Raw genomic sequence first — 25,931 nt, 5'->3', positions numbered from 1 at the left:
CGGGACGCCGACCGACCGCGATCGGACCGGCCATGACCGCGTACTTCATCCGGCGCGCGCTGTTCGCCGTCTTCGTGCTGTGGGGCGCCGTGACCATTGTGTTCCTGGTGCTCCGGCTGGTTCCCGGCGATCCGGCCCAGCTCATCCTCGGCTCCGACGCCACCCAGGCCGAGATCGCCCAGTTACGCGAGCAGATGGGGCTGAACCGCCCTTTGGCGGTGCAGTACGGGATCTACCTCGGCGACGTGGTCCGCTTCGACTTCGGCGACTCCTACCGCTACCACAGTGACGCCATGGGCCTGGTGACGGAGAAGTTCCCGCTCACCCTGCAACTGGCCGTCGTGGCGATGGTGATCGGCCTGGTGCTCGGCGTCGCGCTCGGCGTGCTCGGCGCCCTGCGGGTGAACCGCCTGGCCGACCGCATCGTCTCGGTGTTCGCGCTGCTGTCCCAGTCCATGCCGTCGTTCTGGATCGGGATCATGTTCATCCTGGTGTTCGCCCGGCAGCTGCACGTGCTGGCCAGCGGCGGGCACGGCGGCTTCGACCGGCTGATCCTGCCGGGGGTCACGCTCGCCCTGCCGCTGGTCGCGGTGCTGATCCGGCTGACCCGCAGCGGCCTGCTCGACGTCGTGCACGAGAACTACATCCAGACCGCGCGGGCCAAGGGCCTTTCCGAGCGGCTGGTCATCTCCCAGCACGCCATCCGCAACGCGCTGATCCCGATCGTGACGGTGGCCGGGCTGGAGTTCGGCAAGCTGCTCGGCGGCGCGGTCATCGTGGAGACGGTCTTCTCCTGGCCCGGCGTCGGGCGGCTGCTCATCGACTCGATCTCGGCCCGTGACTACAACGTGGTGCAGGCCGCGATCCTGCTCATCGCCGGCGGCTTCGTCCTGATCAATCTGGTCGTGGACGTCCTGTACGGCTACCTCGATCCGCGCATTCGGCTGGGACGGTGACGATGAACAGGTCGACCGAGCAGGTTCTGCCCCAGAGCGCCGACGACTCCACCCCGCCGGCCGGCGAGGTCCGCCCGGCGGGCAGGAGCCGGGTCAGGATCGGACGGCTGCGCATCATCGTCTCGCTGGCGGTGGTCGCCTTCTACGTCGTCGCCGCCGTCGTCGGGCCGATGCTGCTGGCGTTCGATCCGGTGGCGACGGACCTCGGCTCCCGGCTGAAACCGCCCGGCTTCGTCCTGCCGGACGGGCACACCGCGATCTTCGGCACCGACCAGGTCGGCCAGGACGTGCTCGCCCAGATGTTGCAGGGCGCACGAGTGTCGATCACCGTCGGCGTGGCGACCCTGGTCCTGGCCGGCGTCATCGGCGTCGCGGCCGGTGTCGCCGCCGGGTACTTCGGCGGCTGGCTCGACATGGTGCTGATGCGGCTGGCCGACATCCAGCTCACCTTCCCGTCGATCCTGCTGGCCATCTTCATCGCCTCGATCCTCGGGCCCAGTGTGGTGAACGTCGTCATCGTCCTGTCCATCTCCAACTGGGTGACGTTCGCCCGGGTCACCCGCAGCCAGGTGCTCGGGCTGAAGAGCCGCGACTTCGTCGACGCCACCCGCACGCTCGGCGCCCGGACCTGGCACCTGGTGACGCGCAGCATCCTGCCGTCGGTGACGGCGCCGATCCTGGTGGTCGCGACCGTGGAGCTGGGCCACGTGATCCTGGCCGAGGCGTCCCTGAGCTTCCTCGGCCTCGGCACCCCGGCCAGCACGCCGAGCTGGGGGCTGACCATCGCCAACGGCCGGGACTACCTGTCCAACGCGTGGTGGATCTCCACGATCCCCGGCATCGGCCTGGCCGTCCTGGTGATCAGTTTCGGCGTGCTGGGCGACGCGCTGCGCGACCGCTTCGACCCGCGGCTGAGGAGCATGTGATGGACGATCCACTGTTGTCGGTACGGGACCTGACGGTACGGTTCCGTACCCGGGCGGGCACCGTCACCGCCGTCGACCGGGTGAGCTTCGACCTGGCAGAAGGGGAGACCCTGGCCATCCTGGGCGAGACCGGCAGCGGCAAGAGCGTCACCGCCCAGGCCCTGATGGGGCTGGTCCCGCGCCCGGCGGGCGAGGTGACCGGCGGCCGGATCGTGTACGCCGGCACGGATCTGCTGACCCGCCCGCGCTCAGAGCGCCGCCGGCTCAACGGCACCGACCTGGCGATGGTCTTCCAGGACCCGCTCAGCTCACTCAACCCGGTGTTCCGGGTCGGCGCGCAGATCGGCGAGCTGTTCCGGCGCCGGCGCGGCGCCTCCCGTGCCGAGGCGCGGCGCCAGGCGATCGAGCTGATGGACCGGGTCGGCATCCCGGCGGCCTCCCGCCGGGTGGACGACTATCCGCACCAGTTCTCCGGCGGCATGCGGCAGCGGGTGATGATCGCGATGGCGATCGCGCTCCAGCCGCGCGTGCTCATCGCCGACGAGCCCACCACGGCGCTGGACGTCACCGTCCAGGCGCAGGTCATGGCGTTGCTCGCCGAGCTCAAGGCGGAGCATCGGATGGCGATGATCCTCATCAGCCACGACCTGGGCGTGGTGGCCGGCGTCGCCGACCGGGTCATGCTCATGTACGCGGGCCGCGTGGTGGAGACCGGCGGGCTGCGCGAGGTCTACGAGACGACCGGGCATCCGTACACGCGCGGCCTGATGGCCTCGATCCCGGCGCTGGACGGGCCGCGCGAACGGCTGACGCCGATCAAGGGCTCGCCGCCGGACCTCACCCGGCTGTCCGTGAGCTGCCCGTTCCAGCCCCGGTGTGACTTCGCCACCGACGTCTGCGGCACCGAGCGGCCGGAGCTGGCCCAGGTGCCCGGCCGTCCCGGGTCGCACCGCGCCGCCTGCCACCACGCGAAGGAGGTCGCCGCCGATGTCGTCCCCCACTGACCCGCTGCTGTCGGTACGGGATCTGCGCACCAGCTTCCCGATCCGCTCCAGCGTGCTGCGGCGCAAGGCGGGCGCCGTCCAGGCCGTCTCGGGCGTCTCGTTCGACCTGCCCGCGGGCCGCACGCTCGGCCTGGTCGGCGAGTCGGGCTCGGGCAAGACCACGCTGGCCAGGACCGTCATCGGCCTGGAGCCGCCGGAGTCCGGCCAGGTGGTCTTCGACGGCCAGGACCTGCTGACCCTGCCTCCGGCCGAGCTGCGGCAGGTGCGCCGGCAGATCCAGATGATCTTCCAGGACCCGTACGCGTCGCTCAACCCCCGCCTCACCGTCGAACAGATCATCAGCGAGGCGTGGCTGATCAACCCCGGGGTCGTGCCCCGCGACCGGTGGGCCGCCGAGGTGAAGGACCTGCTGGCCAGGGTCGGGCTGAACCCGGACCACGCCGACCGCTACCCGCACCAGTTCTCCGGCGGGCAGCGCCAGCGGGTCGGCATCGCCCGCGCGCTGGCGCTGCGGCCCCGGCTGGTGATCTGCGACGAGGCGGTGTCGGCGCTGGACGTCTCGGTGCAGGCGCAGGTACTGAACCTGCTCGTCGACCTGCAGCAGGAGCTCGGGCTCAGTTTCCTGTTCATCGCCCACGACCTGTCCGTGGTGCGGCACATCAGTGACGAGGTCGCGGTGATGTATCTCGGCAAGGTCGTGGAGACGGGGACGACGGCGCAGATCTTCGCCGCTCCGGTGCATCCGTACACGCAGGCGTTGTTGTCCGCGGTACCGGTGCCCCGCCCCTGGGCCGCGCCGCCCCGGCAGCAGATCCTCCTCAAGGGTGACATTCCATCGCCCGTGTCGCCGCCGTCCGGCTGCCGGTTCCGTACCCGGTGCTGGAAGGCGCAGGATCGGTGCGCCACGGAGGAGCCGGCGCTGGCCGTCCGGCTGGGCGAGCACTCGTCCGCGTGTCACTTCCCCGAGCTGCCGGTCGCCGCGGCGGGTGCGCGATGACGGGCAGGGTGCGCCTGGTCCTCGTCCGGCACGGCGAGTCGGTGTGGAACGTCGAGGAGCGCTACCAGGGACAGTCCGACTCGGGGCTCACCGCCACCGGTCGCGAACAGGCCGAGGTGGCCGCGGCCGCGCTGCTGGCCCGGTTCGGCCGGCCCGACCTGGTGGTCTCCAGCGATCTGCCCAGGGCCAGGGACACGGCGAACGCGTACCTACGGCACTTCGACCTCGAAGCCAGGCTGGACGCCCGGCTGCGTGAGGCGGACATCGGCTCCTGGGCCGGCCGGCCCTTCACCGAGATCGCGGCGGAGTACCCGGACGTGCTCGCGGCCGTCGGGCGCGGGGAGGACGTGCGGCGCGGCGGCGGCGAGACGTTCGCCGAGCTGCGCCGGCGGGTGTGGCAGGCGCTCGTCGACGCGGCCGGCGACGTGGCCGGGGACGCGACTGTCGTGGTGTTCACCCACGGCGGCCCGATCCGGGTGGCCGCCGCAGCCGCGCTGCGCCTGCCGGTGCCCGGCCACCTCAGCTTCGCCCCGCCGGTGAACACCTCGCTGACCGTCATCGGCTACGCGGGCGAGCGGCGGAACCACGCGGTGGTCGAGTACAACGCGCCGACCACCTGGGCCGCGCAGGCCGCGCGGGCCGACTGAATCGAAAGGATCAGCATGCTGACCGGATCGTTCACCTTCGTCGCCATGACCTACAACCTGTGGGGCGACTGGGAGCTGGAGCAGCGCGAGCCGGCGATCCGCGACCTGTTCACCACCCGGCCGCCCGACCTCCTCGCCACCCAGGAGCTCCGGCCGCGCTCGCGCGCGGTGCTCGATGAGGCCATGCCGGGGCACGCGCGCGTCCACGACGACTTCCCCGGATGGGGCACGCAGAGCAACCTGTGGTGGCGGGAAGAGCTGTTCGACCTGGTGGAGTACGGGGCCACGAACGTCGGCATCCTCGCCCCCGACGCCAGGTTGTTCTGGGTCCGGCTGCGCCCCAGGATCGACGGCGCCCGGCCGCTGGTGTTCGCCACCGCGCACCTGACCTGGCCGGGCCACGAGCGGGAACAGGAGGACCGCCGCAACCTGCGCACCGGGCAGGCGGAGCAGGTGGCCGCCGCCCTGGACGAGCTCGCCGGCGACGGGGCCTGCCTGTTCACCGTGGACATCAACGACATCGGCCAGCCGCTGTGGGTGCTCGGCAACAGCGGCTTCCTCGACTCGTTCACCGCCCTGGGACGCACGTCGCCGGTCACCCACCCCGTGTCGCCGCTGCCGTTCGTCACCGAACGCGGCACGCGCCTGTCGCCGCTGGGGTCCCCGTCCAAGGCCATCGACTGGATCTTCGCCAAGGGCCCGATCGCCACCCGGGCCAGCGAGGTCGTCGACTTCTTCTCAGCAGGCACCGCCCCGTCGGACCACAAGCCCGTCGCCGCGACCTTCACCCTGCCGTCCGTGACGGCGTAGAACCAAGCAAGGAGACAGGCAATGATCGCACGTTCCCGGGCCAAGGGCGGCCTCGTCGCGATGGCCCTCGTGCTCGGCCTCGCGGCCTGCGGCGGCTCCGGCGGCGGCGCCGCCGACGGCGGTGAGCAGGTGCTGCGGTACGCGCCACAGCTGTTCCCCGTGTCGCTGGACGTCCAGCAGTTCCCCGCGGAAGAGGCCGTCCAGACCACCGTCCAGCAGGGGCTGGAGACGCTCACGGTGATGAAGGACGGTCAGCCGGCCCCGAAGCTGGCCACGTCATGGGAGAGCCCCGACGACAAGACGTGGGTGTTCCACCTGCGCGAAGGGGTGAAGTTCAGCGACGGGACCCCCTTCACCGCCAAGGACGTCAAGGGGTCCGTGGAGCGGCTGATCAGCCTCAAGGGGTCGCTGGCCCCGCTGCTCGCCTCCATCACCGGCGTCGACGCCACCGACGACCGCACGGTGACGTTCCACACCTCGGCTCCGCTGGGCACCCTGCCCAGCACGCTGTCCCTGGTGTTCATCGGCCAGGGCGACAAGGTCGCCGACGACGCGTACTGGCAGCGGCCGATCGGCACCGGGCCGTTCACGTTCACCTCGTTCAGCCCCGACGACAAGGTGGAGCTCAGCCGCAACGACACCTACTGGGGCGAGAAGGCCAAGGTGGCCAAGCTGGAGATCCTCAACATGCCGGAGGTCTCGGCCCGGATCACCGCGCTGAACAACGACGAGGTGGACGTGCTCGCCTCGATCCCGCCGGACCAGGTGGCCGAGGTGTCCGGCGTGGACGGCATCACGTACGGGACCGGCCCGAGCTTCAACTACTACTTCATCTGGTTCAACCAGAACAACAAGCCGTTCGACGACGTCAAGGTACGTCAGGCCATGCTGCACGCGATCGACGTCAAGGGCGTCGTCGGCAGCCTGTTCGGCGACCTCGGCACGGTGGCCCGGTCGCCGATCACGCAGGCGGTCTTCGGCTCGACCCAGCTCGAACCGTACGCCTACGACCCGGAACGGGCGAAGAAGCTGCTCGCCGAGGCCGGGCATCCCGACGGGATCACCGCCACGATCCAGTGGCCGCTGGCGGGCGGGCCGAACATCCGGGCCATGGCGCAGGCGTTCATCTCCTCCTGGGAGAAGGTCGGCATCAAGGTGCAGCCGCAGGAGAAGGAGCGGGCGACCTGGCTCAAGGACTTCACCGCCCTGAAGTGGGACATGAACCTCCAGACCAACACCACCGGCACCGGCGACGCCGACTTCACCCTGAACCGGCTCTACACCTGTGACGCCAAGCGCATGGGCTACTGCAACAAGGAGCTGGACTCGATCCTGGCCAAGGCGCGCGGGTCGCTGGACCAGGACGAGCGCAAGACGTTGTACGCCCAGGCCAGCAAGATCATCTGGGATGAGGCGGTCGGCATCTTCCCGGTGGACCTGAAGAACAACTACGCCGTCCGCGACAACGTCAAGGGGCTGGAGATGCCGGTCAGCGGACGGCCGGACTTCTCACGAGTCTCCGTCGAACAGGGCTGACGCCCATCCGCCAGGTGTCCTTCGAACCGCGCTGAAGCCCTTCCACCAGGTGTCCCTCGAACCGCGCTGAAGCCCTTCCACCAGGTGTCCGCCGAACAGCGCTGAAGCCCTTCCGCTCACCCTCAGCACAGCAAGCACAAGGAAACGCCCATGCCTCGAATCCGCCCCGCCCTCCTGGCCGGGCTCGCCGCACTGACCGCCTTCGCCGTGTCCGCGATCAACGTTCCCGCCGCGCAGGCCGCCCTGCCGGAGCCGGCCCGCAGCGCCTGCCGTAACGCCGCCGAGGTGCCGGTCACGACCGGCGCCGCCTTCAACGACCCCGTCGCGGGCACCCCGACCGCGGTCGTGGAACGCATCTGCTCGCTGATCAAGCAGGCCCCGGCCGGGTCGTCGATCGAGATCGCCGAGTTCGTCATCTCGGGCGACGCCGGCGCCGACTACGTGGCGGTGCTGCTCGACGCGTACCGGCGCGGCGTCCAGGTGCGCATGGTCATCGACGGCTACCAGATCGACAACCCCGCCGCCGAACAGCTGATCGCCACCCTCGGCACCGACAAGTCGGCCACCTCGTGGGTGCACGTCTGCAGCCACATGAGCCCGGAGGGCAACACCACCTCCTGCCAGGGCACCAAGGGCATGCACAACAAGATCTCGCTCTTCTCCGAGACCGGCGGCCGGCGTGACGTCGTCGTCCAGGCCTCGAACAACCTCACCGACGTCAACTCCACCAGCTACTGGAACAACCTGGTCGTGCTGCCGGGCAACCGCGAGCTGTTCCAGGGGTACGGGAAGTACTTCGACGACCTCGCCGCCGAGGTGCAGAACCCCGACTACGACACCGTCGTCACCGCCGGCGGGCGGGGCGGCCGGATCACCGCCCAGTTCTACCCGGTCGCCGACCGCGACCCGATCGAGCAGCGGCTCGGCCAGGTCCGGTGCGCGCCCAGGAACGGCACCCGGGTCGAGATCGGCCAGTCCGAATGGGACGACACCCGGCTCGCGATCGTCGACCGGCTCGCCGCGCTGGTGAGGGCCGGCTGCCAGGTGCGCGTGGTGCACGGCCCGGCCGACGACGCCGTCACCACCGCGCTGGACGCCGCCCACGTCGGGCGGCGGGTGCTCGACGGCTCGACCCCCGCCGGGCGCATCCACTCCAAGTACATCGTGGTCACCGACCGGGCGCCCGGGCGGAGCTGGGTGATGACCGGCAGCCACAACTTCAACGCCACCTCGCTGCGCCGCAACGACGAGGCGATGGTCGAACTGTCCGAACGCTCCGTCGTCCGGGCGTACGCCGCCAACTTCGCCCGGGTGTGGGAGGTCGGCGCGATCCCGGCCGGGTGACACGAACCCGGAGGCCCAGGCCGGGTGACACGAACCCGGAGGCCCAGGCCGGGTGACACGGAGACGACGAGGAACGGCGCCGGAACTCTTCCGGCGCCGTTTTCTTTGCGCGTCTGGCTTGCTCCCGCAATAGTCAGAGGCTAACTTGTGTTGAGATAAGTCAGGTCGCCGCCTCCCGATGGGCGGCGTCCGACGGTAGACGACTTTGGGGGAGCTGCCATGCGAATCCGTAATTCCGTCGCGCTGGTCACCGGCGCCAACCGGGGTCTCGGCCGGCACCTGGCCGCCCAGCTGGTCGAACGCGGTGCGGCCAAGGTCTATGCGGCGGCCAGGGACACCGCCACCATCGACCTGCCCGGCGTCGTACCGCTGCGGCTGGACATCACCGACCCCGACGACGTGGCCCGCGCGGCCGAGGTGGCCGGCGACGTCACCCTCCTGGTCAACAACGCCGGCATCGGCGCCCGCGAATCGGTGCTCACGGGCGACATGGCCCGCATCCGCGCCTTCATGGACACCAACTACTACGGCACCCTGAACATGTTGCGGGCCTTCGCCCCGATCCTGACCCGCAACGGGGCGGCGGCGGACGGCGCAGGAGTGCTCAACGTGCTGTCGACCGCGTCGTGGCTGCACCTCGCCGCACAAGGCGGCTACAGCGCCTCGAAGACGGCCGGGCTGGCGCTGACGGACGCCGTACGCGAGGAGCTGCGGCCCGACGGCGTGCTGGTCACCGGGCTGTTCGTGGCCTTCATGGACACCGACATGGCCGCCCGGGTGCCGGCCGACGCGAAGATCGACCCCGCCATCGTCGCGGCGCGGGCCCTGGACGGCGTCGAGTCCGGGCACGAGGAGGTCCTCGCCGACCCCCAGACCGCCGCGGTCAAGGCCACGCTGTCGATGCCCGGCCCGGTACCGATACCGGTGCTCCCATAGCAACGCCGGCCCGGTCCGCTCCTAGGTACGCAAGAAAGGTCAAGCAGTTATGTCACTCAGTTACGACGTGTTCATCGCCGAGCCCATTCCGCTCAACGTGAGGGAGCGGGTACCCAACGGCGACGAGCGCAGGTTCTCTCCCCTGTCGATCACGCTGGTGTACGGCGACCGCGACGCCGTCCTCGTCGATCCGCCTCTGACGCGGAACCAGGCGGACGACGTCGCGCGGTGGGTCGAGGCCACCGGCAAGAACCTCACCCACATCTTCGCCACCCACGGCCACGGTGATCATTGGTTCACGGCGGGCCTGCTCGCCGAGCGCTTCGACGCCCAGGTGGTCGCCTCGGCCGGCACGATCGAGCAGATGCGGCGCAACGTCGCCATCCGCCCGCAGTTCTGGGACGCGCTGCTGCCCGGCCAGATCCCTGACGCGCCCGCCACCGCGACCGTCCCGGACGGGAACCGCATCGACCTCGAAGGCCACGAACTGCGCATCGTCGAGGTCGGCCACAGCGACACCGACGAGACCAGTGTCCTGCACGTGCCCGACCTCGACCTGGTCGTGGCGGGCGACGTCATCTACAACGGCGTCCACCAGTACCTCGTCGAGTCCAAGGACGGCGGCGTCGACGCCTGGCGCAAGGCCATCGACATCGTCGAGGGCCTGCGGCCCCGTTTCATCGTGACCGGCCACAAGAACAAGGACCTCGACGACGACGCCCAGCGCGCCATCGCCGAGACCCGTCGCTACCTCGACACGGTGGACGAGCTCCTCCCGCAGCACGAGACCGCTCGCGGCTTCTTCGACGCCATGCTCGAACGCTTCCCCGCGCTGCTCAACCCCGGCGCCATCTGGAGCGGCGCGCTCGCGCTCCGTCCGGAGAAGACTCCATGACCACCACGTACGCGGCCGACCAGGCCGAGACTCGCTACGTCACCTCCGCCACCGCCACCTACGGTTATCGCCGGATGGGGCCCGCGGGAGGCGTTCCGCTGGTCATGGTGCTGCGCTTCCGCGGCACCATCGACTACTGGGACCCGGCGCTGCTGGACGTCCTGGCCGCCGAGCGCGACGTCATCGTCTTCGACAACCGCGGCCTCGGCCACTCCACCGGCGAGCCGGCCGACTCCGTCGAAGGGCTGGCCGACGGTGTCATCGACTTCCTCGACGGGCTCGGCCCGCGCGAGGTCGACCTGCTGGGCTGGTCTTTGGGCGGGTACGTCTCCCAGGGCGTCGCTCTGCGCCGGCCCGATCTCGTCCGGCGCCTCGTCATCGCGGGCAGCGGGCCGGGCGGCGCGATCCCCGGCATGCCGCGGATGAGCGAGCGGACGTGGCAGACCGCGACCAGGCCGGAGAACGTGGACGACGACTTCCTCTACCTCTTCTTCCCCGAGGACGAAGCGGGCCGGGCGGCGGGGCTGCGGTCGCTGCGCCGCCTCGACGCCCGGCTGAGCGAGACCAAGGCGAGCGTCACTCCGGCCGCTCTGGCCGCGCAGATGCGGGCGGCCGCCACTTTCGGCGGCTACTGGGACCGCGTCGAGGGACTGACCCTGCCGATCCTGGTGGCGAACGGCGCGCACGACGTCATGATCGACGCCTGGGGCAGCTGGGTGATGTCGCAGAAGCTGCCGAACAGCAAGCTGGTGATCTACGGCGACGCCGGTCACGGCTTCCTGTTCCAGCACGCCGCGGACTTCGGCCGGGAAGTCCTGGCCTTCCTAGCCTGACCGAAGCGCCTGACCGAAGCGTCTGACCCAAGCGCCTGACCGAAGCGGCCGACCGGCGCGGCCGACCGGCGCGGCCGACCGGCGCGGCGGGCCAGTTGAAGGGAGCAATATGCGTGGCTTATCGCGCAAAGTCAGCAGTTTCCTGACGTTCACCACGCTGCGGGCGACATTCGCGGTCCTGGAGCGGGTGGCGCCAGGGCCAGGTTCGGCGCTGGCGGAGCGGCTGTGGTGCACCGTGCCGCGCGGAACGGTCAGACCGCCGAACGTCCTCCCGGGCAGACGGATCACCGTTTCCGTGCACGGCCGGGCCGTGGCCGCGGAGATATGGGGTGACGGGCCCGCCGTCTACCTGATGCACGGCTGGGGCGGCTCGCGCGGCTGGTTCGAAAAGTTCATCCCTGCGCTGATGAAGGCCGGCCACCGCGTCGTCGCTCTTGACGCGCCCAGCCACGGCGGCTCCGCTCCGGGCGTGCACGGTCGGCGGCGGGCGGTGGCGGCCGAGTTCGCCGCAGCGCTCGAGGGCGTGGTCTCCGAGTGCGGGCCGGCGTACGGGATCGTGGGGTATTCGCTCGGGGGCGCCGCCGCCGCGCTGGTCGTCCTGGACGGCGTGCCTGCGGACCGCGTCGCTCTCGTCGCGCCCATGGTGAGCCCGCTCGCGTTCGCCGGCACGTTCGGCCGCGTGCTCGGCCTCGGCGAGCGCGTCCAGGCCGGGATGCTCGAACGGGTGGAGCGCCGCAACGGCCGGCCGATGTCCGACCTCGACCTCGCGGCCCGGGCCACGACCAGGAGCGACCTCCCTCCGCTCCTGGTCGTGCACGACCAGGACGACCTGGTCGTGGACCTGGCCGGTGCCGAGGCGATCACGAAAGCCTGGCCGCGAGCGGAACTGCTGCGCACCGAGGGGCTGGGCCACCAGTGGATCCTGCGCGATCCCGAGGTCGTGCGGCAGGTCGTCCGCTTCCTCGCCGCCGCTCCTCCGAGATAGTTGCGGGCGGACGCAACCGGGAAGGTAACCTGCTCGGATGACGACCCCGGTGACCGGCCTGGACCGCGAAGAGGAGATCCTCTGGCGATCCCTCATCGAAGTGCTCGTGCGGCTCCCCCGCCTGCTCGACGAACAGTTCACCAGGGAAGCTCAGGTGGGGATGACCGAGTACTCGGTCCTCGTCGCGCTGTCCGAGGCTCCGGACGGCGAACTGCGCATGGGGGAGCTCGCCCAGGCGACCGCGCTGTCCCGCAGCCGGATCAGCCGGGTGGTCGACGACCTGGTCCGCCGCTCGTTGGTGACGCGGCGGAAGTCCGAGCAGGACGCGCGCAGTTCGCTCGCGGCCATCGCCCCGGCCGGCGCGGCCGTGCTGGCCGCCGCCTATCCGGGGCATCTGGCCCGGGTACGTTCGCTGGTCTTCGACCATGTCACGAGGAGTGAGATGCGGGCGATGACGGAGGCGCTCTCCCGCGTCCTGGTGGCGCTCCGCGAGGCCGCGGGCGACGACTGACCAACACGAGCGGGCCTGTGCGGCTTGATGCTGCGCGCCGAATAGTTGCTTGCGTCCGCAATTAATCTGACGCATACTGTCGATCGTGACGCCAGCCTCATCTTGAGAGAGAGCCGCTTCAAGGCAGCTTTCGCACAGCAGAGCCAAACCTGGCGACTCACCCATGGGCCACGAATATTTTACTACGCAACCATTTGGAGCGCATCATGACCTCCTCCTCCGCCTCCGATCGGCGCGCCTTCCTGCGCCGGGCCTCCGTCGCGGCCGCCGTGCCCGCCGCGGCTGGTCTCCTCGGCCTCGGTCTGCCCCGGGCCGCCTCGGCCGCGGCGGACGACCTGCCGGACTACGCGCCCGTGCCGGCCGGCGCGCTGGGCCCCGCGGTCAACGCGTCCGGATATTTCGTGGATCGCGTACGCGGGAACCTGTACTGGGTCACCGACGGCTTCTACCAGTCCATGTTCCTGACCACCACCGAAGGCGTCGTGGTCGTCGACGCGCCGCCCACCATCGGCCGGAACCTGCTGCGGGCGATCGAAGAGGTCACCCGGGCCCGCCGCCGGCCCGGCCGCGTGACTCACCTGGTCTACTCGCACTCGCACGCCGACCACATCGGCGCCGCGTCCATCTTCGGCAGCGGCGTCACCCGCGTCGCGCACGCGGAGACGAAGCGCCTGCTCAAGGCCGCCAGGGACGGCAACCGCCCGCTCCCGACGGTGACGTTCGACGACCGGCATGAGCTGCGGGTGGGCGGCGAGCGGCTGGTGCTCAGCCACCACGGCCCCAACCACAGTCCGGACAACATCTTCATCCAGGTGCCGTCCGCGGCGACGCTGATGGTGGTGGACGTGATCTTCCCCGGCTGGGTGCCGTTCAAGAACCTGGCCGAGTCGCAGGACGTCCCGGCGTGGATCGCCGCCCATGACACCGTGCTGGCGACCTCGTGGAGCACGCTGATCGGCGGGCATCTCGGCCGCCTCGGCACGCGCTCCGACGTGACCCTGCAACGCGACTACATGCGGGACCTGTCCGCCAGCACCCGCGCGACCCTGAGCAAGCTGGACGCCACACCGTTCTTCGCCGAGTACGGCCCCACCGGCAACGCCTGGGCCGTCTTCAAGTCCTACCTCGACGCCGCCGCCGAGCAGGCCGCCGCCCCGGTGATCGCCAAGTACAGCCGACTGCTGGCCGGCGCGGACGTCTTCACCACCTCCAACGCGGCGGCGCTGGTCAACTCCGCCCGGATCGACCAGGGCGTCCTCGGCCCCTTCGGCATCCATCCGTAGCCAGCAGACTATCTCCAACGCAAGCCAGCCCGGTACAATCAAGGGCATGGGAAGTGTGCTGGAGAATCGGGACGCGTGGTCGATGGAGAACTGCTCGATCGCGCGGGCGTTCGACGTGATCGGCTCGCGTTCGGCGGTGCTGGTGCTGCGGGAGGCGTTCTTCGGCGCCCGGCGGTTCGACGACTTCGTCCGCCGGGTGGAGGTAGGCGAGCCCGCCGTGGCGGCGCGGCTGAAGGAGCTGACGGCGCTGGGGCTGCTGGAACGGGTGCCGTATCGGGAGCCCGGCCAGCGGACGCGATACGAGTACCAGCTGACCGGCAAGGGCCGGGCCCTGTTCCCGGTGATCGCGGCACTGCGGGAATGGGGGGACGCGTGGGCGGCCGACGCCGCGGGCCCGCCGGTGCGGTCGGTGCATCGGGGATGTGAGGCGGACGTGGGGGTCCGGCTGGTGTGCGCGGAGGGTCATGAGGTGACGCTGGAGGAGATGGAGGTCCGCGCGGGCCCGGGCCTGATCTCCTCCTGAGGCTCGGGTCAGGCGTTCCTCGGCGTAGGGCCAGTGCTCTCCGGCGCAGGAACGGGCGCTCCTCGGCGTACGGGAAGACGATTCCGGCCTGCGGCGAAGGATGGGTGATCGCGACCGCTGACCCGGAAGGCCGGCCCCATGCAGAAGACGAGAACGTGAGCACCGACGTGGGCGAAGAGGCGACCGACGCCGAGCTCGCCGCCCGCTGCCGGCGCGACCCCGACCTGTTCACCGCCGTACACGACCGCTATCACCGCGACATCTACCTGTACATCGCGGGCCGCCTGGACACCCAGATCGCCGAGGACCTGGCCGCCGAGACGTTCCTGCTGGCCTTCGACCGGCGCGACCGGTACGACCCGGAACGCGGGGAGCTGCGGCCCTGGCTGTTCGGCATCGCCACCAATCTGATCGCCAGGCATCGCCGCAAGGAGACCCGCCGCTACCGGGCGCTGGCCAAGCTGGACCCCCAGCCCGTCGTGGAAGGCCACGAGGACCGGGTCGTCACCTCCGTCGCCGCCGAGCGCATGCAGCCGCACCTGGCCAGAGCGCTCGCGGCCCTGACCGGTGGCGAGCGCGACGTGCTGCTGCTCGTGGCGCTCGGCCAGCTCAGCTACGACGAGGTGGCGCAGGCGCTCGGCATCGCCGTCGGCACCGTGGGCTCCCGGCTCAGCCGGGCCCGTACCAAGATCATGGCCCGCATCGACAAGGGGAACGTCCGTGGATGACCTGAAGAACGCCGTCGCGACCCTGCTGGCCACGCCCGAGCCGCCCGCCGAGGCGATCACCCGCAGCAGAGGACGGCTGCGGGACAGAATGGCGCGAGGCCAGGCCCGCCCGCGCCGCTTCCGGCTGCTGCCGGTGATGGGCATGGCGGTCGCCGCCGCGGTGGCCGTCGCCGTGATCGTCACCAGCGTGCTCCAGCCCGCCGCCGCGCCGCTCTCGGGCCGGGACGTGCTGCTCATGGCCGCGGCCAGCGCGGAGCACACCCCCCAGGGTGCGGGGACGTACTGGCACATCACGCGGACGTGGCAGGGTCCGGACGGGCCCATGGCCGAGGAGAGCTGGACCACCCGCGACGGCCACCGCTGGTCCAGGAACGAGCCGCAGGCCGCGCCCGGCGCCGTCGTCGAGGCTCCGGCCCCGTTCCGGCTCATGGGGGTGGAGATCGGGTTCGCCGAGCTCGAAGGGCTGCCGTCGGACCCTGAGCAGCTGAAGGAGCGCATCGCCGGGTTGCCGCGCAATGACAACGCCCTGATGCTCTCCGATCGGGAGGGCGCGCTGGTCAGCCCGCTGATCACGCTGATCACCGAGTTGCCGACGCCGGCGCAGGTCCGTGCCGCGGCGTTCGAGGCGCTCGCCGTGACGCCGGGGGTCGAGAACGCCGGGCCGGTCGAGGACGGGCAGGAGCTGCTGATCCCGCTCTCCGGAAAGCTGAAGGTCAGGATGGTCGTCGATCCCGAGGCCGCCCGGGTGGCCCGCGCCAACGTCCTGCTCACCGCCGAAGGTGGGGCGGCGATCAGCAGCTCGTACGTCACGGTGACCACCGAGTGGACGGACGAGTTTCCACGGTGAGAACGGCGCCGGCGCCCCTTCTTGAGTGTGGGGCGCTTGGCGACGGCCCTGCCCTGCCTAGCGATCGGGCGCCAGCGCGCGGCGCATGCCGGCCAGGCCGTACTCGAAGGCCTGGTCGACATCGCCGCCGAGCCTGAAGGCGCCGAGCAGTTCCATCTCGACGAAACCGGTGATCCAGGCCGTCAGCAGGCGTGCGGCTTCGAGCGCATGTCGTTCGCCCACGAGTTCCCTGGAGACGCGCAGCACCGGAGCGGACACGCGGGCGCGGGTCTCAGGCGCCACGTCCGCGGTGAGCATCAGCCGGAATCCGGCCGGCCAGTCCTGGGCAAACTCGCGATAGCTGCGCGCCAGCCCCTCGATCGACCCGTCGGTGGCCTCCATCCGGGCGATCAGGTCGTCGATGGTGGCCTCGGCGACGGCGGTCAGCAGGGCCGCGTGGTTGGCCACGTGCTTGTACAGGGACGGGGCGCGCACTCCGACCTTCGCGGCGACGTTCTGCATCGTCAGCTTCTGGCCGCCGCCCTCCTCCAGCAGGTCGCGTCCGGCCGCGACGATCCTGTCGAGCGAGGTCTTCACTGGAGTGGGCACCGTCGATCCTCCCGATGGGATAGCTATTGACGTTAGCCATCATAGCTAATTATCGTAGCTATCAACAGCCCCTTCCGAGATCGGGAAGATCCATGAAACTCGCGCCCAACCTGCACCGCCTCGGCAATGATCTGGTGGCGTGCTACCTCGTCGACACCGCCGACGGCATCACGCTCATCGACGCCGGACTGCCCGGCCACTGGCGGGACCTGCAGGACGAGCTGCGCTCTCTGGGCAAGTCGGTCGAGGACATCCGCGGGGTCGTGCTGACCCACGGCGACTCCGACCACATCGGCTTCGCCGAACGCCTGCGGCGCGATCACGGCGTGCCGGTGTTCGTGCACGCCGCCGACGCCGTCCGCACCCGTACGGGTGAGAAGCCCAAGGTCCCGCTCGGCCCCATGCGCATCGGCCCGCTGCTCGGCTTCTTCGGCTACACCCTCGGCAAGAACGGCCTGCGCACCCAGTACGTCAAGGAGGTCATCGAGATCGGCGACGGCGACGTCCTGGACCTGCCGGGGAGCCCGGTGATCATCGGCATGCCGGGGCACTCGCCGGGCAGCGTGGCGGTGCACGTGCCGGTGGCCGACGCCGTCTTCGTCGGCGACGCCCTGACCACGCGGCACGTCCTCACCGGGCGCGAGGGCCCGCAGCCCGCCCCCTTCACCGACGACCCGGCGGAAGCGCTCGCCTCCCTCGACCGGATCGCCGGGCTGAAGGCGTCCTGGGTGCTCCCCGGCCACGGCGCCCCCTGGCGCGTCTCACCCGCCGAGGTGGCCGAGGCGATCAGGACGGCTTGAGCCGGGCGCGGCGGTCCTGCGCAATCATGCCAATCCGTTGGCCTACGCCTGGCCACGCCGCCTGCCCGGTCGTGATCGTACGCGGGTCCACCGGCACGGAACACGGCCGCGTGGTCGTCGGCGACGACGGCTCCCCGTGTGCCAAGGCCGCTCTGGCATACGCCGCTGAGCAGGCGCGCGCCCGCGGTGTGCCCATGCACGTCACGTACGCCTGGCAGATGCCGGTGACGCTGTCGTACCCCGCGGGCTACGGCGTGCTGCGGGCCAACTGCTGCGAGCAGGAGCTCCACCTGGCGGCCGAACGTCTGTCCGTGTGGCGCCAGGAGAACCAGGACATCGAGTCACCGGCGAGCAGGCCGTCGGCCATCCGGCTCAGGCGCTGATCAAGGCCGGTGAGACGGCCGATCTGGTGGTGGTGGGCTCACGCGGCCTGGGCGGGTTCACCTCCGCGGTGCTCGGCTCCGTCAGCCGTTCGGTGCTGCAGCACGCGACCTGCTCGGTCGCCGTGGTCCGGCCCCGGCCGGGCCGGACGTGAGGACCCGGCCCCGTCGCGTCACCGGCCGATCGACGAGGGCGTCGCGTGCCGGTCAGAGCCGGGCCGGCACCTCGTTGACAGGACTGCGGGCATTCTGCCCGGTCAGGACCCGTACGGCCTCCTCCGCGGCGATGCGCCGCACCGCCGTGACGGCCTGCTCGGAGTAGTAGGCGGCGTGCGGGGTGACGATCACGTTGGGCAGCGAGAACAGAGGGTTGTGCGGACGCCAGCCACGCTGTTTCGCGGGCTCCTCCTCCAGGTCGTCCAGGGCCGCGCCGGCGATCCATCCTTCGGTGAGCGCCTGGTACAGGGCCGCGTCCTCCACGATCGGGCCGCGCGCGGTGTTGATCAGGATGGCGGACGGCTTCATCCTGCGGAGCGTCGTACGGTCGAAGGCGTGATGGGTGCCGGGAGTGAGCGGCGCCTGGATCACGAGATGGTCTGAGCCCTCCACGAGTTGGTCGAAGGAGACCGGCCGTACGTGACGTGAGCGCAGCTCGGACTCGTCGAGGAACGGGTCGTGCGCCCACACTTCGACGCCGAACGCTCTGGCGCGTTCGGCGACAAGCTGGGCGATGGCGCCGAAGGACAGCAGCCCGAACACCTGTCCCCGCAGCCGCCAGATCGGCTGCCCGCTCTGCCACTGCCAGGTCCCCTGCCTGGTCGCCTGGTCGTAAGCGCAGATCTTGCGGGCCGCGGCCAGCCAGAGCGCCACGGCGTGGTCGGCGACCTCCTCGGCGCACCAGTCGTTCGGCGCGTTCGTGACCTGGATGCCCCGGCGGGTCGCGGCGTCGACGTCGACGATGTCCACGCCCGTGCCGTAGCGGGCGATCACCCGGCACCGGGTGAAGGCGTCGATGGCGCGGGCTCCGATCCTGGCGTACTGGGTCAGCACGCCGTCGGCGTCCCGGCCCCGCTCGATCACCTCGTCCTCGTTCTTGCACTGTGCGGCGAGGAGCTCGAATCCGGCGTCCTCGACGATCTCGCGTTCGATGTCCACATCGCCGAAGTCGGAGTCGGCGATCATGATGGTGCCTCTGGCGTCAGTGCGAGTCACGAGGAATCCCCTTGGTGTGGACGAGATCCTGATACTTCAGGGCGAGCTCCAGACAGGCTCCGCTGTCCAGTTGCCCGACCGTGGAGCGGTAGATCTCCTGCCATGGTGTCTGGTTGTCCAACTCCGGCGGCGTGTGGTCGGCCCACCGGGCGGCGATCTCGTCATCCGGCAGCAGGACGTCGACGCGGGCGTCGTCCAGGTCGATGCGGATGCGGTCGCCGGTGCGCAGGATGGCGAGATTGCCGCCGACCGCCGCCTCGGGCGTGGCGTTGAGGATCGACGGCGCGTCCGAGGTGCCACTCTGGCGGCCGTCGCCGAGTGTCGGCAGGGTGGTGACGCCCCGCAGGAGCAGCGCGGCGGGGACCTCCATGTTCACGACCTCGGCCGAGCCCGGATAACCGATCGGCCCGGTGTAGCGGATGACGAGGATGCACTCCTCGTCCAGGCCGAGGCCGGGATCGTCGATGCGGGCGTGGTAGTCCTCCGGCCCGTCGAAGACGACGGCGCGGTAGTCCGACACCGCGCGGAGGCCGGGGGTGAGGACTGAGGTCTTCATGACCGCGGAGTCGAACAAGTTGCCCGTCATGACGAGGAGCCCGCCGCGCTCGGCGATCGGCTCGTCGAAGGGACGGATGACGGTCGGGTCGGCGGGTGGGGCGTCGGCCAGGTTCTCGGCCACGGTACGGCCGGAGACGGTGACGACGTCGCCGTGCAGGCGCCCGGCGGCCAGCAACGACCGCATGACGGCGGGCACTCCGCCGGCGCGGTAGAAGTCCTCGCCGAGGAACTCACCGGCGGGGGCGACGTTCGTCAGCACCGGGATGCCGGCTCCGACGCGCTGCCAGTCCTGGATGGTCAGGGGCACCCCGACATGTCGCGCGATGGCGTTGATGTGGACGGGCACGTTGGTCGAGGCGGCGATGGCGGAGGCGACCGTGATCGCGTTCTCGAAGGCCCGCATGGTCATGATCTTGCGCGGGGTGAGGTCCTCGCGTACGAGGTCCACCGCCCGGCGGCCCGTGTCGTAGGCCATCTGCCCCCGCCGGCGGTAGGGCGCCGGGATCGCCGCGCAGCAGGGCAGGGACATGCCCAGGGCTTCGGCCAGGCTGTTCATCGACAGCGCGGTGCCCATCGTGTTGCAGTGGCCGATGCTGGGCGCGGAGGCGGCCACGCGCGCCAGGAACTCGGGGTAGTCGATCTCCCCTGTGGCCAGCAGCCGCTTCGACTGCCAGATCACCAAGCCCGAGCCCGACGCGGCCACCCGCTCGCCCTGCCGGTAGCCGTTGAGCATCGGCCCGCCGGACAGGACGATCGCCGGGATGTTCACCGTCGCCGCCGCGGCCAGGCACGCGGGCGTGGTCTTGTCACAGCCCGTCGTCAGAACCACTCCGTCGAGGGGATATCCGTAGAGCACCTCGACCAGCCCCAGGTAGGCGAGGTTGCGGTCCAGCGCGGCGGTCGGGCGTTTGCCGGTCTCCTGCAGCGGGTGGACGGGGAACTCGAGCGGTATGCCACCGCCGTCGCGGATCCCGTCCCTGACCCGGTCGGCCAGGGCCAGGTGGTGGCGGTTGCAGGGAACGAGGTCGCTGCCCGTCTGCGCGATGCCGATGATCGGCCGGCCGGACTGGAGCTCGGCCTGGGTCAGCCCGAAGTTGAGATAACGTTCGAGATAAAGAGCCGTCATCTCCGGATTGCCGTCGTTGTCCCACCAGGCCTGGCTGCGGAGACCTCCCGTGGCGTGCTCCTTCGGCGACATCAGCCGCTCCTCACCGTGTCAGGCCCGTCCGATCCGGCCGGATAGCCGGCCAGCGGCACCACGTCTCTGGACCAGGCCGACATGACCGGTTCGAGGACGCGCCAGGACTCTTCGGCCTCGTCGCCGCGGATGGACAGGGCGGCGTCACCGTGCAGCACGTCCAGCAGCAGCCGACCGTAGGCGGGAAGCTCGGAGCCGGTCGGCAGCGCGGCGAGGGTGAGCGGGGCGAGGGTGTGGGAGCCGGTCCCGACGCCGGTCAGCGCCAGGGTCATGCTCTCCGGCTCCAGCCCGAAGCGCAGCACGTTGGGCGCGGCCTCCTCGTCGAAGCCGGCGGGCAGATGCGGCACGGAACGGAAACGTACCGCGACCTCCTTGCGCTCACGTCCGAGCGCCTTGCCGGTGCGCAGCCGGAAGGTGGTGCCGGACCAGCGCCAGCTGTCGAGTTCCAGCTCCACCTCGGCGAAGGTCTCAGTGCCGCGTTCCGGGTCCACGCCCTCCTCTTCTGTGTAGGCGGGAACGTCGCGGCCGCTGGCTCGGCCGGCCAGATAGCGGGCCCGGCGGGTGCGGCGTACGACGTCGTCGTCCGTGAGCGGGCGTACCGAGCGCAGCACGTCGATCTTCCGGTCCCGCAGGTCGCGCTCGCCGAGGCTGAGCGGCGGTTCCATGGCCACCAGGCACAGCACCTGCAGCAGGTGGTTCTGCACCATGTCCTTCAGCGCCCCGGTCCCGTCGTAGTAGCCCGCCCTGCCCTCCAGAGCCAGCGACTCGTCCCAGACGATCTCCACCTCGCGGATGTGCGCGCTGTTCCAGATGGGCTCCAGGACTCGGTTGGCCAGGCGGCTGCCGAGCACGTTCTGGACGGTCGTCATGGCCAGGAAGTGGTCGACGCGGAACACCGCCTGCTCGGGCACGATCCCCGCCAGCAGCCGGTTCAGCTCGACCGCGCTGTCCAGGTCCACGCCGAACGGCTTCTCCAGCACGATCCTGCTCCCCCGCGGCAGGTTCGCGGCCCCCAGGGCGGCGACCGTGGCGGGGAAGATCTCCGGGGGAAGGGCGAGGTAGAAGGCCACGGGTCCGTCGCCGGCGACGACCGACGCGACGTCGGCGGCATCGGTGGCGTCGATCCGCCGGTAGTGCGCGCGGTCCGCGACGGCCGCCCTGGCCTCGGCGGGCGAGTCGAGGCCGTGCCGGTCGAGCTGATCGGCGGCCCAGCTCCTGAAGTGCTCGCCGGTCCAGTCGGCCCGGCCGGCGCACGTCAACGTGAAGCGGTCGTCGAGGTGTCCGGCCGCGCGCAGGGCGGTCAGTGCCGGCAGCAGGTAGCGGGCGTTGAGGTCGCCGGTGGCACCGAAGATGACGAGCCGGTTGATCATCCCGTGTGGCCTGCTCTCGCTCGTGCCAGGTTGACGCCGCTGGCGATGATGCCGATGTGGCTGAACGCCTGCGGGAAGTTGCCGATGAACGTGCCGGTGGACGGGTCGATCTGCTCCGGCAACAGGCCGAGCGGGCTGGCGCGGGCGCACAGGGACGCGTACAGGTCCTCGGCTCGTTCGAGGTGACCTTGCAGAACCAGGTTGTCGACCAGCCAGAAGCTGCACAGCAGGAAGGCGCCCTCGTCGCCGGGCAGGCCGTCAGGCGAGCGCTCGTGCAGGTACCGGTAGACGAGGCCGTCACCGGCGGACAGGCGTTCGGCGATGGCCGCGGTGGTGGCCGCCATCCGCGGATGGCGGGGCGGGACGACCCGCCGCAGCGGCAGCGCGAGCAGGCTGGCGTCCAGGCTTCCGCCTCCGTCGAGATGCTCGCTCAGGCATTGAGCCTTCTCGTCCCAGGACTGGTCCAGGATGAGCCCGCGCAGCTTCTCGGCCTCGGCGCGCCATCGCGGCATCGGTCCCGGCAGACCGAGCCGATCGCCGATCGCCGCGGCCCGGTCGAGGGCGACGTGGCACATGCCGGCCGAGTAGGTGAAGAGCCGGCCTTCGCCGCGGACCTCCCAGATGCCCTGATCCGGCTGCCGCCACATGGTCGCGGCGGACTGGGCCAGCTCGGCCAGGCCGGACCACAGCGCGGGCTGGAGCTCACGGCCGGGACGCAGCCACTGGTCGGCGCAGTCCAGCACCTCGCCGTAGACGTCGTGCTGGCGCTGGTCGGCCGCCCCGTTGCCCCATCGCACCGGAGCCGAGCGCCGGTAACCCTCCAGCTCGGCGTCCGCGATCTCGTCGGGCACGGGAGCGCCGCCCAGGGTGTACATGATCCGCGGATGATGGCTCTGCTCGAAGGCGTCGAGGACCCAGCCGAGAAAGGCGTCGGCCTCCTCCCCGAAACCCACCCGGCGCAGGGCGAACACGGCATAGGCCGCGTCCCTGATCCAGGTGTAGCGGTAGTCCCAGTTGCGGACACCCCCGACCGGTGCGGGCAACGAGGACGTGGGGGCCGCCACCAGCGAGCCGTTGATCCAGTCGTCACACAGCTTCAACGTGATCACCGAACGCCGGACCAGCGCCTCCTGCGGGCCGGCGTAAGCGCACGTCGCCATCCAGCGGCGCCACGCGTCGGCGGTGTCCCGCAGCATCGCCTCGGGAGCGAACCGGTGGTGGCGGTGGATGCGCCCCCAGGACAGCACCAGATCGAGCCGGTCGCCCTTCTCCAGGTCGTGCACCGTGCGCAGATCGGTCAGCGGCCGGTTGGAGCGCAGGTGCAGGCGCAGGTCGGGCCGCCGCAACGCCCGTACCTCCAGGCCGCTGCCGAGGGCTCTGGCCTGTCCGCCACCGCGCGGCTCCAGCTCCGCCCGCAGGCGCACGGTCCCGTCCAGGACGACGGCGCACCGGACGAGCTCGGCCCGGCCGGCGCCCGCGTCGTCGCTGAGGTCGGAGCCCGCGCGCAGGGCCAGCGCGTCGGTGATCCTGACCAGGCCGGTCGGGCCCTGCAGTTCGGTCACCAGCACCGCGGTGTCGGGTTCGTAGAACTGCCGGGCCGCGCGCAGATCGTCCAGCGTCAGCGCGAACTCGCCGCCCCGCGCGTGATCCAGCAGGCCGCACAGCAACGGCTCGTCGTCGAAACGCGGCAGGCACAACCACGGGATCGAACCGTCCAGGCCGACCAGAGCCGCCGTCGCACCGTCGCCGATCAGGCCCAGGTCTTCCAGGGGCAGGTAGCCGTCCCGGCGGCGTACCGGGCGAAACGGTGGATCAGGATCGAGCATTGCCGAGTTCTCTTCCGCTGGGCGCGCCATATGACGAGACTCGCCCGGTCGTGGTCCTGGAAGGTGCTGATCACCTTCCAGGACGTCCTGCCGGCCGTCGCCCGCACGCACCGGAATGCCTGCACCGCCGACGGCCGCGTGGCATCCGTCCTCCCGTCCGCCCTCGTATGCGCGACAGCGTCAGCGAGAAGTAATGCCACGATTACCCACCGTATCTACCCGGGGACGCTCACCGCGGAACGCCTGCTCCGCCATCCGGCCGGCAATGACTTGTTGCCGGACAACGGGTCGTCCTATTACCAGGACGAGAGCCCACGGCCGGGGACCCGTCCTTCGAACGGCTGTGCCCGCGGCACGCGTCGGCCAGCTCCACGGTGAGCGTGCGGGCGGCGGTCATGTCGCGACTCACAGCCAGGTGCGGAGCGCGTCCATGTCGACCAGCGGCAGCCCCCAGCGCAGGGCGGACGCCTCCAGATCGGCCGCGCCGGCCATGACGCCGTCGCGCCGCATCACCTCGCAGCACACGCCCACCGGCGGCAGGCCGGCCGCCACGCACAGGGCGACCGTCGCCTCCGAGTGCCCGGCACGCTCGCGCAGCAGGCCGGAGCGGGCGGCGATCGGCACGACGTGGCCGGGTGAGACGAAGTCGGCGGGCCTGGCCTCGGGGTGGGCGAGCCGCCGTACGGTGGCCGCGCGTTCCGCGGCGCTGACCCCGGTGCCGGTGGCGGCGGCCAGGTCCACCGGCGTACGGAAGGCCGTGCCGTGGCGGTCCCCCTCGCCGGACAGCGCCGGGATCTCCAGCCGGTCCAGGACCTCCGGCGCGCACGGGACGCACGGGTAGCCGCACACCTCGGTCAGCAGGAACGTGAAGGCGGCCGGGCGCAGGTTCTCGCCGGCGAAGATGACGTCGCCCTCGACCTCGCGATCGGGGTCCCACACCATGACCGCGCCCCCGGCGGCGATCTGCCGCACCGCCTTCTCCACGCCGACCCGGCCCGAGAGGTGCCCGGCCCAGCCCAGCGCCGCGACCGCGCGGGCGACGTTCGCGCCGGCGGACGCGGGCCCGGCCTCGGCCAGGCGGCTCACCAGGTCGGATTCGAGGTTGACCCGGTCGCCCTCGGTCAGCCCGGCCAGGGTCGTCCCGGCCAGCGTGGCCGGGATCAGCGCCACCGAGAACCGGTCCTTGACGATCTCGGCCACCGTCAGGCTCACGCCCTCGACCGCGACCGACCCCTTGGCCGTGATCCTGCTCAGGAACCGGTCCGGCGGGCGGATCCACAGCCGCCGCCCCCTGCCGGGTTCGTCCTCCACGCGGACCACCTTGCCGACGCCGTCCACGTGACCCTGCACCAGATGCCCGTCGAGCGGGTCGCCGACGGCCAGGGGCGTCTCCAGGTTCACCCGCCGTCCGGGTGCCGGGGGTTCGTCGAACGTCGTCCGCCGCCGGGTCTCGGCGCTGATCGACGTACTGATCAGGTCGTGCTCCACGCGTTCGGCGGTCACGCAGACCCCGGCGACGTTGAGCGACCCGCCGGGCATCAGCCGTCCCGCGCTCTTGGCCGCCCGGATGCCGAGGCCGCTCGCGTCGGCGTACTCGATCACGCCGATCTCGTGGATTCTTCCGGTGAACATGCCCATTCCTCTCGTGCCGGCCTCGGCCGCGTCCGTCGCGGCCGGTGGCGTCAGGGACCGTCATGGGGTCCGAGAGGGGGCGGGGTATCACCGCGTGGCTCCGGAATCACACCGGATCGTTCCTCCCTGGGGAGAAACCGGGGGCTGTCACCACCGCACCTGGAATTGCACCACTTTCACGATAACCGGCGAACCATCCGATGGGAACAGCAGCCGATCATCCACGGACGCGGGCGATCCCGGGCGGTCTACTCCTTGACGACGGCGTCGCGGGGACCGCCGTAGACAGGGTTCCTGGTGAGGCGATGGTCGGTGACGAGCAGGCGGACCCGCCCCGGTTCGCGGGCAGGCTCCGCCCCACCACGATGCCCGCAGACGATCTGCTGCCGGTCCACCTCTTGGTCGGCGTCGAGTTCGACGCTGAAATCATGGAGAAGCCGCACGCGGAAGATCGCGTCCAACCTGAATGAGATCCTTTCGCATGATCCTGGCGGCTGCTCTCATCGCTGTGGGGGCCGGATGCGGCGGCGGCGCGCCCTGAGGGCGATCATCACCGCTACAGGAGAACGCCGACGGGCTCGGTACGGCAGTGCGCGACGAGCCCGG

Annotated in this window: 25 protein-coding genes and 1 pseudogene; 19 read left to right on the top strand and 7 right to left on the bottom strand. The window is 71.0% G+C overall.

The window, feature by feature from the left end; genetic code table 11:
- The first annotated feature begins 32 nt into the window (after positions 1-32).
- From nikB to OIE67_RS50430, 17 genes are all read left to right on the top strand, one after another.
- Positions 33-956 (top strand): nickel ABC transporter permease, encoded by a 924-nt coding sequence (nikB, locus tag OIE67_RS50510; RefSeq protein ID WP_106241553.1) that lies wholly within the window; start codon positions 33-35, stop codon positions 954-956.
- Between the two features lie 2 nt (positions 957-958).
- A complete protein-coding gene (locus tag OIE67_RS50505) occupies positions 959-1,882 on the top strand; it encodes an ABC transporter permease (RefSeq protein WP_326634089.1) in 924 nt (307 codons plus the stop codon).
- The gene (locus OIE67_RS50500; protein ID WP_326634087.1) at positions 1,882-2,886 is read left to right on the top strand and encodes an ABC transporter ATP-binding protein; all 1,005 of its coding nucleotides are present in this window, start codon (positions 1,882-1,884) and stop codon (positions 2,884-2,886) included. Before OIE67_RS50505 ends, OIE67_RS50500 begins: the two co-directional genes overlap by 1 nt.
- Entirely contained in the window at positions 2,870-3,883 is a 1,014-nt protein-coding gene (locus OIE67_RS50495; protein WP_326634085.1) for an ABC transporter ATP-binding protein, read from the top strand. The genes OIE67_RS50500 and OIE67_RS50495 overlap by 17 nt, the downstream gene beginning before the upstream one ends.
- The gene (locus tag OIE67_RS50490; RefSeq protein WP_326634084.1) at positions 3,880-4,530 is read left to right on the top strand and encodes a histidine phosphatase family protein; all 651 of its coding nucleotides are present in this window, start codon (positions 3,880-3,882) and stop codon (positions 4,528-4,530) included. The genes OIE67_RS50495 and OIE67_RS50490 overlap by 4 nt, the downstream gene beginning before the upstream one ends.
- A gap of 15 nt (positions 4,531-4,545) precedes the next feature.
- On the top strand, positions 4,546-5,340 hold the full coding sequence (locus OIE67_RS50485; RefSeq protein ID WP_326634081.1) for an endonuclease/exonuclease/phosphatase family protein: 795 nt from the start codon (positions 4,546-4,548) through the stop codon (positions 5,338-5,340).
- A gap of 21 nt (positions 5,341-5,361) precedes the next feature.
- Positions 5,362-6,876 (top strand): ABC transporter substrate-binding protein, encoded by a 1,515-nt coding sequence (locus tag OIE67_RS50480; protein WP_106241540.1) that lies wholly within the window; start codon positions 5,362-5,364, stop codon positions 6,874-6,876.
- Positions 6,877-7,026: 150 nt separating this feature from the next.
- Positions 7,027-8,220: a phospholipase D-like domain-containing protein gene (locus tag OIE67_RS50475; protein WP_326634077.1), complete on the top strand. Its 1,194-nt coding sequence runs from the start codon at positions 7,027-7,029 to the stop codon at positions 8,218-8,220.
- 219 nt (positions 8,221-8,439) lie between these two features.
- Positions 8,440-9,156: an SDR family oxidoreductase gene (locus OIE67_RS50470; RefSeq protein WP_326634075.1), complete on the top strand. Its 717-nt coding sequence runs from the start codon at positions 8,440-8,442 to the stop codon at positions 9,154-9,156.
- Positions 9,157-9,205: 49 nt separating this feature from the next.
- Positions 9,206-10,051: an MBL fold metallo-hydrolase gene (locus OIE67_RS50465; protein ID WP_326634073.1), complete on the top strand. Its 846-nt coding sequence runs from the start codon at positions 9,206-9,208 to the stop codon at positions 10,049-10,051.
- A complete protein-coding gene (locus OIE67_RS50460) occupies positions 10,048-10,884 on the top strand; it encodes an alpha/beta fold hydrolase (RefSeq protein ID WP_326634071.1) in 837 nt (278 codons plus the stop codon). Before OIE67_RS50465 ends, OIE67_RS50460 begins: the two co-directional genes overlap by 4 nt.
- Before the next feature lie 109 nt (positions 10,885-10,993).
- Positions 10,994-11,869, top strand: coding sequence for an alpha/beta fold hydrolase (locus tag OIE67_RS50455; protein ID WP_326634069.1), 876 nt, complete (start codon positions 10,994-10,996; stop codon positions 11,867-11,869).
- A gap of 37 nt (positions 11,870-11,906) precedes the next feature.
- The gene (locus tag OIE67_RS50450; protein WP_106241532.1) at positions 11,907-12,380 is read left to right on the top strand and encodes a MarR family winged helix-turn-helix transcriptional regulator; all 474 of its coding nucleotides are present in this window, start codon (positions 11,907-11,909) and stop codon (positions 12,378-12,380) included.
- Between the two features lie 206 nt (positions 12,381-12,586).
- Positions 12,587-13,663, top strand: coding sequence for an MBL fold metallo-hydrolase (locus OIE67_RS50445; protein WP_326634064.1), 1,077 nt, complete (start codon positions 12,587-12,589; stop codon positions 13,661-13,663).
- A gap of 46 nt (positions 13,664-13,709) precedes the next feature.
- Positions 13,710-14,186, top strand: coding sequence for a winged helix-turn-helix transcriptional regulator (locus OIE67_RS50440; RefSeq protein WP_326634063.1), 477 nt, complete (start codon positions 13,710-13,712; stop codon positions 14,184-14,186).
- Between the two features lie 155 nt (positions 14,187-14,341).
- Positions 14,342-14,914, top strand: coding sequence for an RNA polymerase sigma factor (locus tag OIE67_RS50435; protein ID WP_326634062.1), 573 nt, complete (start codon positions 14,342-14,344; stop codon positions 14,912-14,914).
- Positions 14,907-15,761: a CU044_5270 family protein gene (locus OIE67_RS50430; protein WP_326634061.1), complete on the top strand. Its 855-nt coding sequence runs from the start codon at positions 14,907-14,909 to the stop codon at positions 15,759-15,761. Before OIE67_RS50435 ends, OIE67_RS50430 begins: the two co-directional genes overlap by 8 nt.
- Positions 15,762-15,818: 57 nt before the next feature.
- On the opposite strand, the gene OIE67_RS50425 is transcribed toward OIE67_RS50430, so the two are convergent.
- Positions 15,819-16,349: a TetR/AcrR family transcriptional regulator gene (locus OIE67_RS50425; protein WP_326634060.1), complete on the bottom strand. Its 531-nt coding sequence runs from the start codon at positions 16,347-16,349 to the stop codon at positions 15,819-15,821.
- A gap of 92 nt (positions 16,350-16,441) precedes the next feature.
- Here OIE67_RS50425 and OIE67_RS50420 point away from each other — a divergent pair, with 92 nt between their 5' ends.
- Positions 16,442-17,149, top strand: coding sequence for an MBL fold metallo-hydrolase (locus OIE67_RS50420; RefSeq protein WP_326634059.1), 708 nt, complete (start codon positions 16,442-16,444; stop codon positions 17,147-17,149).
- Between the two features lie 26 nt (positions 17,150-17,175).
- Positions 17,176-17,684, top strand: a pseudogene (locus OIE67_RS55690) (universal stress protein).
- A gap of 52 nt (positions 17,685-17,736) precedes the next feature.
- Here OIE67_RS55690 and OIE67_RS50405 read toward each other — a convergent pair.
- From OIE67_RS50405 to OIE67_RS50380, 6 genes are all read right to left on the bottom strand, one after another.
- Positions 17,737-18,741: a C-terminal binding protein gene (locus OIE67_RS50405; RefSeq protein ID WP_326634053.1), complete on the bottom strand. Its 1,005-nt coding sequence runs from the start codon at positions 18,739-18,741 to the stop codon at positions 17,737-17,739.
- Positions 18,728-20,497, bottom strand: a complete 1,770-nt coding sequence (locus tag OIE67_RS50400) for an IlvD/Edd family dehydratase (protein WP_326634051.1) — start codon at positions 20,495-20,497, stop codon at positions 18,728-18,730. Before OIE67_RS50400 ends, OIE67_RS50405 begins: the two co-directional genes overlap by 14 nt.
- A complete protein-coding gene (locus OIE67_RS50395; RefSeq protein WP_326634049.1) occupies positions 20,497-21,867 on the bottom strand; it encodes a glucose-6-phosphate dehydrogenase in 1,371 nt (456 codons plus the stop codon). Before OIE67_RS50395 ends, OIE67_RS50400 begins: the two co-directional genes overlap by 1 nt.
- A complete protein-coding gene (locus OIE67_RS50390) occupies positions 21,864-23,693 on the bottom strand; it encodes a glycoside hydrolase family 15 protein (RefSeq protein ID WP_326634047.1) in 1,830 nt (609 codons plus the stop codon). The genes OIE67_RS50395 and OIE67_RS50390 overlap by 4 nt, the downstream gene beginning before the upstream one ends.
- 405 nt (positions 23,694-24,098) lie before the next feature.
- The gene (locus tag OIE67_RS50385; RefSeq protein ID WP_326634045.1) at positions 24,099-25,325 is read right to left on the bottom strand and encodes a riboflavin synthase; all 1,227 of its coding nucleotides are present in this window, start codon (positions 25,323-25,325) and stop codon (positions 24,099-24,101) included.
- 248 nt (positions 25,326-25,573) lie between these two features.
- A complete protein-coding gene (locus OIE67_RS50380; RefSeq protein ID WP_326634044.1) occupies positions 25,574-25,786 on the bottom strand; it encodes a hypothetical protein in 213 nt (70 codons plus the stop codon).
- Positions 25,787-25,931: the final 145 nt, after the last annotated feature.

The sequence above is a fragment of the Nonomuraea fuscirosea genome (assembly GCF_035917475.1).
In the GTDB taxonomy this organism is placed as follows: Bacteria; Actinomycetota; Actinomycetes; order Streptosporangiales; family Streptosporangiaceae; genus Nonomuraea; species Nonomuraea fuscirosea.
This window is presented reverse-complemented; position numbering and strand designations above follow the sequence as displayed.